This window comes from Algoriphagus iocasae (assembly GCF_014206875.1).
GTDB lineage: Bacteria > Bacteroidota > Bacteroidia > Cytophagales > Cyclobacteriaceae > Algoriphagus > Algoriphagus iocasae.
In genome coordinates, this window is sequence record NZ_JACIJO010000003.1 from 590001 (window position 1) to 603100 (window position 13100).

The following is a 13100-nucleotide window of genomic DNA, read 5'->3' on the forward strand; positions in this document are numbered from 1 at the left end:
AGAATTCATCTTTAAAGATGTTTTTCAAATTTTAAAAAAATGAAGTTTCTAATTGTTGAACAAGATTTAAGGGTTTCTGGTACTAGTCAGGGAATTATATCCCGATCATTTTTGGGTAAGTTAAGAAAGGCTTATCCAGATTCCTTAATTGATGTTCATTACATAAAAGCAGAGGATTCTGTCGATAGGCTTGATTTACTTCCTGTAGATAATATTGTAGAATACAAAATAAATGCTTCTGCTCCATTTTTTGTAAAACTAGTCAACAAACCGTATTGGAGACTAATGAATGTTTCTTTGGTAGAAGAGTGGTTGGTAGACCAATACACAAGGATAATAGCAAAGATAGACTACGAAAAATACGACCATATATTTATTAGAAGTGCTGGTATCGGCCATGAAATAATTTTGGCTATAAAGGATTTACCGATTCTTAAAAAAGCCATCGTTAATTTTCATGATCCATTTCCAGTTTCATGGTACGTCGGTTCAAAATTAAAACCAACAAGACTTGATTTCTACAGGCTGGAAAAAATGATGAAAGTTGTAGAGAATGCAAATGTATGTACTTCTACAGCCTCCTATATGTCCCACGATTTGCAGCATCTCTATGGATCAAAAAAACCTTTTTATACACTTCCTCATCAATATGATCCTACTGTCTTTGTGGAAAAAAAAGCTTCTAATGTGAGGGTAAAAGAAAAGGCAGTCAGCATTTCCTACCATGGTGCTTTGATGTTTGGTAGAAATATTGAAAACCTGATTAAAGGATACAGCGAATTGATAAACTCCGATCCGTACTATGTGGAAAATACCGAATTGATTTTAAGGGTTAAAGGAAATGAGGTGGCTCGCTTCAAAGAGATTTATGGAAATGCCCTGAACATCAAGTTTTTGGATACGGTGGATTTTGCTACCTCATCCAATGAACAGGCATTTCAAAGTGATATTGTAATTATTCTGGAAAACGGACCTTACTATTGCAATATTTTGGTGGGGAAAGCTCCTTTTTTAGCAGCAATAGATAAATCTGTATTCTGTGTTTCCCCGAAGAAAAGCGAACTGAGAAATATAGTTTCTGATGAAACTTGCATTGCTGATATGGGAGATGTCAATGAAATAAAAACTAAACTTAAAAGACTCATAGATAATGAGTTAAACCAAGGAGAGAAGATTAAGCCTTTTGGGGATTATTTCAGTCAAGAGAATTTCAAAGTTCAATTGAATGAAATTTTAAATGCTAACTCCTGATTTTTTTCAATATTAAAGATAAAATAGAAACCTAAAAATTTATCAAAAATTCACGATATTTAAAGAATACATTCGCAAGCTTGAGATCACATTTTTAATTTAGACTAAGATGTAGCAAACTTAATTTTGCCTTTGTTTTTTAGATTGCCTTCTGTCCAGAATTGACTTTTAATTCGAAAAAAAATTTGGGAATCTGTTAAACATTATCTTTTATTAATTCTTTAAACTATGAAATATCGTGTCAATATCTCTAATCTATCCTTTGACATAGAAGTGGAGAAAGCCGAGGATCTTTCCGAAACCATCGCTAATTCACTTTCCTCGGCAATAGTGGCAGCTCTTCCAAAAGACTTGGTTCCCGGTGCTAGCCCAGAAATTTCAAAATCAAAATATATTACCCTTGAGGAATTTGATTACGATTGGGAAAAAGCCATCCAACACACTCAAAATTCTGATGTATCAATTATTAAACTTCAAAAAGGGAAGAAATACAAAATCAAAGAGTATTCAACCCAAAAACTAACAAAAGACCTCTTTATTATTTCAGAAGGAGATTCGGAATTAATCTTCGGAATTGATAATTATGATCAATGGAAACCTCATCCAGGAGTGAATCAGGATAGATATGTTTTTGATTTAGGAAAGTGGAATTCAAAAGTTGGAATCATCAACACTGATCTAAAGTCTGCCAATACAGTTGCCGAGGTACAACCATTTTATAGAGGAGTATTTATTAATTCCATCGAGCAAGGACAAAGCGGATTTATTGCCATCATTAACTCAGACACCAATATGGAGTTTGGATTGATTTACTCTGGGGGTCAAGACGAAAGTATAACTGTCATTCAAAAGGATATTAAATTTAAAGGAGTGATTTGGCAGGAGCTTAAAGCAAAAAATGGGGGAGGTCTATCTTTGATTATGGATAATTGCTATTTAGAGCAATGGGATCCTCCCACTTACTTTCAAAAACAGATAAGCTTTTCTAAAAATTATGCTACACTACTGGAAGGGAGTTTTAATCAAATTGAAAATATCTTTCAGGGAATGGGGAACAGCTCAAATATTATTTTTTGCGAAGGGATGACTTTTTTACTTCCTCCAAAAACTTTTATCGAGAACTACCACAATCGATACAATTTTGACTCTTTACTTCAAACCAATAATGATAGTTCGCACTACATTCATTCAATTCCTCAAAAAGGGGAGAAGTTTCTTGTGAGCAGGAGCTATTCAATCGATAATGAAATCATTCCAGATATGATTCGAAATGTAATTAATTGGGAAAAGCTAGGAATTACTCCGTCAAAAAATATTGTAAGGTCCCTTCAAGCTGGAGATGTATTGAAAATTGATTCAATTGAATATACGATTAAAGTAAAGGATAGAGTGAATGGTGTTGCCTTTAATTCAGAGTATAGACACAATGGGCAAGACTCTTATTATTCGGAAGAATTTAAATTGGATAAAGCTCTACCTACAAATGTACCCATGGTATTTGAAGTAGAAATAATTAAAAGTATGGGAGAAGCTTTACTGGACGGAAAACCTAGACCTGGATATATTATCTTTAAATACAATAAAAACTGGCAGACAAATGTGGAGGTGGATCATGGAATTGATTATATGCTGGCCTCTAATCCTTTTGGAGTTCTTTCATATAACCATGAAGAAATCTCTGTCTGGGCTAGAAAAACAATACATAAGGGCTTTTATCGACAATCAAAGTCGGGAGTTGGAAAATCAAAAGGCTATACATTAAAAGAATGCCAAGGTTTTCAAGATCAATTTCATCCTAGGGACACTATAAAATCTGAAGGCCAAATGGATCAAAAGGCTATAGATTTTATTAATTATTTAGAAAATCTATAAAAAAACAAAATTTGATTATTACTTTAGTTTAAAGCTGGTAGATAGGTAATCTATATTTTGTCTGTCAGAGCTTTTTGGGATTATTAAATTAAACGAATTAATTTTTTACCTATGTTGAAAGATAAACTCAGAAGGTTGATTCATTCAAGATATAGAGTGTCATTCTCAAAATCCGGGGAAGATATTCAGATTTTTAAATTGCTTAATTCTTCAGGAGGCGCATATTTGGACATTGGCTGTTTTGAACCTGTTACTTTTTCCAATACCTATTTTTTTTACCTCAGGGGCTGGTCAGGTGTAGTCGTAGACCCAAATCCCACATTAAAAAACCTATTCAAAACTCTTCGTCCCCAAGATTCATTTGTGAACAAAGGGATTTCCTCATCTCCAGGTGTACTCAAGTATTACACTCTCCCTTATAAAATGAGTTCAATGAATACTTTTGATTATTCTTTTCTTGAAAAGAATAATCTGGTTCAATACATAGAGAAGGAGCTCTCAATTCCCATTATTACCATGGATGAATTGATTTCCGAACACAAGCTGGAAAACAAGATCGACTTCTTGGATGTGGATGTTGAAGGTCTTGATTTAGATGTCTTGAAATCGAATAATTGGGAACTATTCCGACCAAAAGTTATTATGGTAGAAACGGATCAATCTTTCGAGGAAGATTTGAATAGTTGTATTTATCAACTTCTAAGAGAAAAAGAATATCGATTGATATCTAAGCATGTTCAAAATATACATGGTTCTGGAAACCTGATTTTTGTGAAAAATGAATACAGGATTTAATCGATTTTTTCTACAGGTATTTCCTTTTACAATTATTTCTGAAGTATCTGATAGCTTTCAGCAAATACTGTAGTAGCAGCTATTTTCCCTTCAAGGTTGACGTGGATTTCATCATAAAAGAGGGAAGCTTCTTTAAGTAGATCAGAGTGATTGATTAATGGAAAATTTAATTGATTAGAGATCTCAATTTTTTCACTTTTATAAGGGGCGATATACAAAATTAAATTGCAGTTGTTTTCTTTCAAGTAAGCTGCTAAATCCTCAATGATTGGGTTAGTGATGTTGACTTTTTTGGATACAGTCCCTTCATAATACTCAGAAACTCCTTCGTCTATTGCATTTGGATAAGTGTAATCTCCAAATTCATCAAACCTATGCCGATACTTGGGTCTTATAGCAGAAATGATAGAGGAGACCAATAATTCGGAATTATAGTAACTATATGCCAGCATAGGGAAATAAGGGATATATGACAAGGGCTTTAGAATACCTTTTTCCCTCAGCCATAAATAATTCCTGATATATTCCCTCTCTGCATAGGGCCCAATCCTGTAATCATTGTCATTTAATTCAATTTTGGAGGTTACAAAGTGATCCTGATCAATGACCAAAATGCAGTTTTTTGCTTCGAAGCCTGATTCAAAGAAATGTTGAACCATCAACAAATGACTTGGTAGTCCGGTGTCATCCAAAGAAAGATTGAAACCTTTTTGATTCATTAAACTTCCAAGAAGTTTGGTGTCCAATGAGGTAAGTCCACGACTGGATCCTGCAATTATGAAATCCAGTTTTTGTCCCGGTTGAAATTCATTTATGATATAGCTAGGCTTGAAAAAGGACGATTGTTTCAGAAAGTAATTCGCAGAAAATGAAATGAGGTTTGCCAGTAAAATGATTAGTAAACTGTATTTGACAATTTGAACTAGAAAATGTCTCATTCTCTTAAAATTGGAAATAAATAAAACTGATAGGATTTTTAAAGGCTGCCATAAATAGGATCAAAATGCATAAGGCCACAAGCATTTTACTATTTAGAGTGACTTCAACTTTCTTTTTTAGGGAAAAATATATTTCAATTCCCATTAAAAGGAATATCCCTATAAACACAAATCCTGTTATCAATAAATGTTTGGAGGTAGAGAAAATTAGGTTTGTGGTTCCTGTTGAGGCAAATAAGTTTACTAAATACTGATTTGCATCGTAAACAGTATTTGATCTGAAATATACCCAAGCCAAACAGGTCATCCCGAAAGTCAAGATTATTGGGACGATATTTTTAAGGGAAATGATGGTGAATTCCTCATCTTTTTCTTTTCTCAAAATGAATACCGGCAAGTATAATAAACCATGGATGGAGCCCCAGACCAAAAAAGTCCAATTGGCTCCATGCCAGATTCCACTTATAATAAATACGATAATTACATTAACTAATGCTCTCCATTTACCATTTCGGCTTCCTCCAAGTGGAATATAAAGGTAATCCCTAAACCAACTTGAAAGTGAAATATGCCATCTTTTCCAAAATTCACTGATATTTTTCGATAAGTAAGGAAACTTAAAGTTTGTCATCAGGTCAAATCCAAATAACCTGCTTGTGCCAATGGCTATATCTGAATAACCACTGAAATCCCCATAGATCTGAAAAGCAAAAAATATCATTCCTATCAATAGGGATCCTGTGCTTTGATTACTATAATCCTGAAATATACCGTCAACTATAACTGAGGCATTGTCAGCGATCACCATTTTTTTGAATAGCCCCCAGATAATAATCTTTACACCCGATACGGCAAATTCATAATTGAATTTACGCTCCTTAAAAAACTGAGGTAAAAGATTACTAGCTCTTTCAATTGGCCCTGCAACTAATTGAGGAAAGAAACTGACAAATGTTAAAAACCCGATCAAATTTTGACTGGGTTCTATTTTTTCCCGATAAATATCAATGGTATAACTCATGGTTTGAAAAGTGTAAAAGCTGATGCCTACCGGTAAAATGATATTTATTGTGACGAAGTCTAATTGAGCACCAAATAGGGTAAAGGAGTCTATAAAGCTTTGAACGAAAAAATTAAAGTATTTGAAAAAAAAGAGGAGTCCTAAATTCAAGCTAATACTGATTCCGAGCAACAGTCTTTTAATATTTTGAGAGCTAGTCTCGGGTATTTTTTTGCCTATGATATAATCAACAAGTGAACTGAAAAGGATTAACCCCAAAAATCTCCAGTCCCACCATCCATAAAAAAAGTAACTGGCAGCTAATAATAAAGAATTCTGGATTTTGAGGCTTTTATTGCACACAAACCAATAAAGGAAGAAAACTACAGTCAAAAATATTACAAACTCAATCGAGTTAAACAGCATAATAAATGTATGAATTAGTTTTTTGAAAATAGGTAATTAGGCCATATTCAAATCAAGCGTAATTATTCCAAATTTGAAAACCTATTTTGAATATTGTCTCCATTCGATTTTCCGATTCGGATTGCAAAATGGGCTAGGGCTCTTTATATTTAAAATAAGCGAATTGGATTGTATGCACCTTTCAAGGTGATTTTGTTAACTTATTGTTTAATTTGGTAACCAGCTGAATTCCAATTAATCACAATTGAAGAAAATGCCTTATATTTTTTTTGATGTTTTTTTCAAAAATGTTTATTAAATCTTTGTCCTCAATAATAATTATTTAATACTAATTTCAAGTTTCGTACATTTCAGTTTAGATGATTTTATCACACCTCATCGTTTTTTTGATCTTGTTATTAATAGCATTGGTTTATCAAAGGCTTGCTATCAGGTTTAAGATAATTGATGTTCCTAATGACAGAAGTTCCCATCAAATCCCTACCGTAAGGGGAGGAGGGATTCTTTTTCCTGCTGGAGTTTTACTCTGGTGGATGGCATTTGACTTCCAGAATACCTGGATGGTAATTGGGATCTTATGGGTTGCCGCCATTTCATTGATGGATGACCTGTACTCTCTTTCCAGAAAACTTCGATTTGGAGTCCAGTTCTTGGCGATTTCTATGGCGTTTTTTGAATTGGATGTATTTCAATTAATGCCCTGGTATGTCATTTTAGGATTTTATATCATTGGATTGGGATGTATCAATGCCGTCAATTTCATGGATGGGATCAATGGGATCACGGGCTTATATTCCTTGGTTTTCTTGGGAAGTCTTCTTGCCATCAATGAATATACCCCCATTTTTGACAGTGAATTGATCCAATATGAGATTCTTGCCATCTGTGTTTTCCTGATTTTCAATTTTAGAAAACGGGCAATGATGTTTGCAGGTGATATAGGCAGTATCTCTATTGCCTATTTGATGATTTATTTCATGACCCAATGGTATCTGGAGACCAAAAGCTGGACCGTCGTGTTAGTCCTTTTGGTTTATGGGGTAGAAACCATCCTCACCATGATCCAAAGGGGGTTGAATAAAGAAAACGTACTTCAACCCCATAGAAAACACCTCTACCAGATTCTTGCAAATGAAGGTAAAAAAGAGCATGTACTTATTGCTGTTTTTTATGCCATGATACAACTTCTGTTAAATTACTTTTTATTTATACGATATAAGACCATGCCTGCAAATGATTTAACTGTTTTGGTAATAGTTGTTTTTTGTTTGCTTTACCTCAGTATCAAACTATCCCTACAGAGAAAACACCATCTGAATTAAAATTCCTATTTGCTTTTGTTTTTTAACCCAGACAATCCTGCAAACCGGATAGTTGCTTATTTTTTCTCTGTCAGTTTACCTCGGTTCTTCAATCCAATCTGTGGAAGAAGGAAACAAATTCATGAAATTGGAATCAACTTTTGATTAGAATATTAAGCTGTTCATGAATTCTGGGAAATAAGAAAAATTGATCAAAAAAGACATATCCATCCCAAAGCAAAAAAAGCCGAGGAAGACCCCGGCTCTTTATATGTTAGGCAATAGCCTAATTAAACTTAACGCTTAACAAATAAAGTACATAAAAAGCGTAAAGAAAATACCCAATATTGGGTATTTTTTGACCTTTTTCGCATGATTTTTAACCCTAATGTGAATTTTCACCAGATCCCATTCCAAATAAATTTCAAATTCTTATTTCAAAATTTGAAATTTGAAATTTGAAATAACCCCCGACATCCAACATCATACATCTGACATCCGACATCCGACACCTCACATCATACATCCAACACCCGACATCATAAATCATATATCATACATCATAGATCCCACTTCCGTCTCCCGTCACCCGTCTTCCGTCTCTCATCCTTTCAGCCTTCATACTTCTAACTTAACTTCACCACTTTAACTTTTATTACCGGTGAAGCGACTGCCTACTGAGATTCGTTAAAAATCCCCCAGCCCCCTTTAATTAAGATTTTCATCCTATCAACAATTATCTACAAGGGGGATTGGGATCCGTCTTCGATAACCAACATCTAACATCCGACATCCCACATCCAACATCATACATCTGACATCTAACATCCGACATCATACATCAACCCATACCCCTTTCACCAAAATATAAGGCCGTCAAAAAGGCAATATGAAATATTAACAAAAAGGATTTATGATTTGGTACAGCATTTGCCTTTTAATCATCTGTTTTTATTTACTTTGTACCACATTTGCCGATCGGGAATATCCTATTCTGCAATTCCAAGAAAAACCTAAATAAATTAAATCAAACCCCTAAAATGAAAGAAAAGTTACTCTCTTTTTCGATCAACCGCTCTCTAATAATTGCCCTAGTAGGTCTATTGGCTCTTGGCGCATGTAAGAGTAAAAAGAAAGCTGTAGAACCAGCTCCTGCTCCGGCTCCAGTAGAAACAGTTACTGAAACTCCTCCGCCAGCACCAGTGGCTTCTGCTGAAGAAGTAGCTGCTGAAAAACTTGAAAATTACTTCAACTCTGTAGCAGCTTCCGGGAATACTTCCATGGCAAATCAATCTATTCAGGAAACTTTGGCCATGTTCTCAAATCAGGAAACTCCCGTTTTGATCGTGATTCATGAAGAAAACGGAATCAAGGATTATGATGAGCCTACCACCATCAAAAAGTACCTTGAGTACCTGAAAGACACCAAGAAAAACCTGAATTTCATCTCAGATATCCGTCTGGATGCAAATGGTAAAGTTTCTGAATTGGAACTTAGAAGAAAATAATCTCCCATCTGAAAAATTAGATTTGACATGAACAATAAAATGATCCTTATGTTGGGCCTATTTCTTGCCACAACAGTAAGTGTATTCGCACAAGCAGATGATATTAGCCCAGCAAGAAAGCAGGCAATTGACTCTCTAGCTTTAGAAAAAGTAAAAGATTTAAGTAAATATATCAGCATCATCGGTAGCAAAGAAACTCAGTTTTCTGAAGCAAATCGTGTAATGGATAGAGCTGAAGAGCTTTTCGCTCCAGGTGCTGAAATGGGAGTTTCCAGCATTAACTCCAGCGAAATTGCTTATTATAAAGTAAGACGCTACTTCGAAAGATTGATGGCACTTAACTATGATAGAGTAAATATCACTTGGTACGATATCCAGTACATCTCTGATCTGGAAAGACAGCCTGATGGAAGATATGTAGGGGTGATCACCGTGTTCCAAAGATTCGAAGGTACATCCATTGAAACTGGCATGAACTACAAGGATACCACGAAAAAAGACATCACTATTTACGTAGAGAAAAAGCAAACTCAAATTGCCGGACGTACCATCGAATTCTGGGATGTGATGTTAGGCGATGTTAGAGTTACTGAAACCTCCGCATGAGATTAATTTTCCTGATTTTTGCGTTTTTTAATGCAAGCATCTTTCTTGTCTCGGGGCAGGGCATAGGCAGCCCCGGGACAATTAAAGATGACGGCAGATTCGCAGCATCAACAAAACAAGTAAATCAATTTTTTAGGAGATTCAATGCAGAAGAATCTCCAACAGATGGAAACAAAAGGTTTTACCCAGGGGATTCCCTATATCATAATAAGGCTTTAAGAGAAGGTTTCTTACAAATCCTGTTTGATAACCAAACCTCCTCCATCTCTACAGACCTTAAAGATCAATTTACCAAAAACGTACTGTCGGATGCATATCCACAGTATCTCAACTTCCATCGTGAAGGTTGGCTTGCTGAAGTACAGGCAGATTTTCTTTTCAAAGGAAAAAGGGAAACAGCCACTTTGATCTTGAAATTGCAGCCAGAAGGATTGGGGTATGAATGGGTCATAGATAGGGTGAGTTTTCCCCCTTTTAAGGATCTCTTCAACAAGCCCGTCGGGAATGAAAAAGATTTTCTGCACCCTTTGAGCCATGAATTGGGCTTTATGAACCTTCGTAGGGCTTTTCAGGATTCAAAAGTGCCAGAAGCATTTACCAAGTCCAGTTTCGAACCTGATTATTTGACACTGTTTTTGTATGAAATGAAACAGAACAATATCCGATTCGAAACTGTCAAAGATGTGAAATTCCATTTCTTCCAAATTGAAGGATGGTACTTTGAAGTGAATCAATTCAATAGACCGGGATTTAACACAGGTTGGTTGATATCAAATCTGGTTAAATTAAATCCAGGTGATAAGGATACTATCCTGAAATATATTTATGATCAACAGTAAAAAAATTTCTCTTCTAGTTCTACTCTTTTGCTTTGGGCTTACAAGCTTTGCCCAAAATATAAAGGGGTATTCCTCAGATGAAATAAAAGACTTCAGTGGAAAAGTAGAGGATCAGATCCGCTTTCTCGAATATCTTCTTAACACCGTGGGTAACTCAGAAACCCCGGCAAGAGATAAGGATGTGGTCATCAGAGAAAGCTATTTGAAAATTTTTCGAGATGCTCAGGTGCAGGTAGAAGACGATCTTCTCATGGACAGAAAAGTCGTGACCAATAAGGACGTGACTGCTTACCTGAAAGATATTGAGTTCTTTTTCGATAATGCCGATTTCAAATTCAAAATCAGGGAAGTAAAACCTTCCCAAAAGGATAATGGAGATGTTTTCTTTGTAGTTTCATTGGATAGGACCATCACCGCCAGCGGTAAAACCGGAGAGAAGATCTCCAACACCAAACCTCGCTTTGTAGAAGTCAACCTGGATGAAAAATCCCAGGAACTTAAAATTGCCAGTATCTATACCACCAAACTTAGCCGCGACGAGGAATTGGCAGAATGGTGGGAAATTCTGGATCCCAACTGGAAAGTATTCTTAAAGGAGAAATTTCAACTGACTGAGTTTGACTCGGTCGACACGGATATGCTCTACCGTTTTGTAGGCATGGATTCCTTGGATATCTCCGGCACCACTACACTCCTGAATCTAAAGCCACTTGAGGCAATGAGGGAGTTGAAATATGTGAACCTAAGTAATACTCAGGTAACTGAGTTAGGCCCGATATCCAATGTGACTTTTCTGGAATACCTGGACGTCAGCAATACACCTACCTCTGATATTCAATTTATCAAATACTCGGATCGCCTAAAGCATCTGGATATTTCGAATACCCAAATCCAACAAATAGAGGAACTGGCTAATTTAAAGTCTCTTAAATCATTGAAAGCTGACAGAACTCCAATAATGAGTTTTGCGGTCTTGAATGAGTTTGATAGCCTTCAAAGCTTAAGCTTGGTGGAAAGCGGATTTAACAGCGCTGAAAATATCAAGGAATTAAGCAAATTGAAAAGTCTAGATCTAAGCCGAAATTATCTGATCAATTTTACAGCTCTGGCGGACTTGAAAAACTTGGTTTACCTGAATCTTTCAGAAACCAATATCCAGGATTTAACTCCTTTGAATAACCTGCAGGAATTGGAACAAGTGGATTTGACAGGAACCCAGATTGCTGATATCTCTGTCCTGAATGCCAAACCTAAACTGGTAAAAGTTCTGGCAGATCAAAGTAAGCTTTCCGTTCTGGCCGCAGATAACTTCACCAGAAATAACCCGAAAGTTCTCCTGATCCACCATGTCAAGGATTTGGAAAGCTGGTGGTCTGGACTTTCCGATGCCTGGAAATCAACATTGAAAAAGGCTAACCCGAAAATCAGAACTGACAATCCAAACGTAGAAATCCTAACTGAAACAATTGGTCTAGAATCTTTGGATATGTCAGGGGAGGGGATATTGACCCTAAATCCTATAACACGATTTGTCAAATTACAGACCTTAAATTTCTCCGAAAATGAGATTTCTGATCTTTTGCCACTTTCCGAAGTAAAAACTCTGGTGGAAATTGTGGGTAAAAACACTACGGTTAAGGATATCTCACCAATTAAAAACAATGAGTTACTGGAAAGAATAGATCTGGAAGGAGCTCCGGTTCAAAGTATTATGGATGTACTTTCTCTGCCAGCTTTGACTTATCTAAATGTCAATAACTCAGAAATATTTGCTGAGGAAGTTCCTGAAGTACTGATCCAGAAACCTAGCTTAAATATCATCTACAGAACAGATGAATTGATGGCTTGGTGGGATTCTTTGGATGATGTATGGAAAACCTTATTGAGAAAACAGAATTCTACTCCTGAAAACCCAAATACAGATCAGTTACATGCCATGACTGGAAAATCCTCTCTGGATTTTGAAAGGGTAGCCATTGGGAAAATTGAAGCATTGACCATCTTCAGCAACTTAAGGTCTCTGACCATATTTGATGCTCCACTGATGGATATTACTCCTGTCTCAGAAATGAAATTGCTTAAATCTCTAAAGATTTCCCAAGTTCCGGTTTCTGACTTCTCAGCCATTGCTTCTTTAAATGAATTGGAAGAACTCGATATTTCTAATACAGGCATTTCCGATCTGGACCCAATGGAGAATCTAATTCATTTGAAAAAGTTGAATCTGTCTGGCACAAACCTAAAAGTACTTAGAGGTCTGGAAGGATTAATTAATCTCGAGGAACTGGATGTGGCTAGTACCAATCTAAGATCCCTGAGGCCAATTGAAGGATTGACCAATCTTAAAAAGCTTTCTTGTTTTAACACAAGATTGAATAGTAGATCCGTTGATAGCTTTAAGCAGGCAGTGCCTGATTGCGAAGTGCGATTCTATTAAAAGGGTAAAAAAAATAAGGGATAAAAAATTATAAAAAAGAATCCCTTATCAATGTTCTAGAAAAAATTATGAGAAAAGTTGCTTAATCACCCTGACATAAAGGTATAGAGTCCCCATTAAAAAAAAA

10 protein-coding genes are annotated in these 13100 nt (G+C 35.7%); 8 read left to right on the top strand and 2 right to left on the bottom strand.

What is annotated here, in order from left to right; genetic code table 11:
- Positions 1-39: 39 nt before the first annotated feature.
- The 3 genes from FHS59_RS16840 to FHS59_RS16850 all read left to right on the top strand — a co-directional run bounded on the left by FHS59_RS16840 (position 40) and on the right by FHS59_RS16850 (position 3918).
- A complete protein-coding gene (locus tag FHS59_RS16840) occupies positions 40-1251 on the top strand; it encodes a glycosyltransferase family protein (protein WP_184496539.1) in 1212 nt (403 codons plus the stop codon).
- Between the two features lie 228 nt (positions 1252-1479).
- Positions 1480-3123 carry a hypothetical protein gene (locus FHS59_RS16845; protein WP_184496540.1) on the top strand — a complete coding sequence of 548 codons (1644 nt, stop codon included), beginning with the start codon at positions 1480-1482 and terminating at the stop codon, positions 3121-3123.
- A 111-nt stretch (positions 3124-3234) separates the two neighbouring features.
- Entirely contained in the window at positions 3235-3918 is a 684-nt protein-coding gene (locus FHS59_RS16850; protein WP_184496541.1) for an FkbM family methyltransferase, read from the top strand.
- Between the two features lie 32 nt (positions 3919-3950).
- On the opposite strand, the gene FHS59_RS16855 is transcribed toward FHS59_RS16850, so the two are convergent.
- Together FHS59_RS16855 and FHS59_RS16860 are read right to left on the bottom strand one after the other, a co-directional pair.
- Positions 3951-4856, bottom strand: coding sequence for a hypothetical protein (locus FHS59_RS16855; protein WP_184496542.1), 906 nt, complete (start codon positions 4854-4856; stop codon positions 3951-3953).
- 4 nt (positions 4857-4860) lie between these two features.
- Positions 4861-5877: an MBOAT family O-acyltransferase gene (locus FHS59_RS16860; RefSeq protein WP_246388497.1), complete on the bottom strand. Its 1017-nt coding sequence runs from the start codon at positions 5875-5877 to the stop codon at positions 4861-4863.
- 797 nt (positions 5878-6674) lie between these two features.
- Here FHS59_RS16860 and FHS59_RS16865 point away from each other — a divergent pair.
- The 5 genes from FHS59_RS16865 (at position 6675) to FHS59_RS16885 (ending at position 12973) form a co-directional block, all read left to right on the top strand.
- Complete coding sequence (locus FHS59_RS16865; RefSeq protein WP_221444527.1) at positions 6675-7604, top strand: MraY family glycosyltransferase; 930 nt, start codon at positions 6675-6677, stop codon at positions 7602-7604.
- A gap of 1019 nt (positions 7605-8623) precedes the next feature.
- Entirely contained in the window at positions 8624-9091 is a 468-nt protein-coding gene (locus tag FHS59_RS16870; protein ID WP_184496545.1) for a nucleoid-structuring protein H-NS, read from the top strand.
- 27 nt (positions 9092-9118) lie between these two features.
- On the top strand, positions 9119-9697 hold the full coding sequence (locus FHS59_RS16875) for a hypothetical protein (RefSeq protein WP_184496546.1): 579 nt from the start codon (positions 9119-9121) through the stop codon (positions 9695-9697).
- Complete coding sequence (locus tag FHS59_RS16880) at positions 9694-10536, top strand: hypothetical protein (protein WP_184496547.1); 843 nt, start codon at positions 9694-9696, stop codon at positions 10534-10536. The genes FHS59_RS16875 and FHS59_RS16880 overlap by 4 nt, the downstream gene beginning before the upstream one ends.
- A complete protein-coding gene (locus FHS59_RS16885) occupies positions 10523-12973 on the top strand; it encodes a leucine-rich repeat domain-containing protein (RefSeq protein ID WP_184496548.1) in 2451 nt (816 codons plus the stop codon). The genes FHS59_RS16880 and FHS59_RS16885 overlap by 14 nt, the downstream gene beginning before the upstream one ends.
- Positions 12974-13100: the final 127 nt, after the last annotated feature.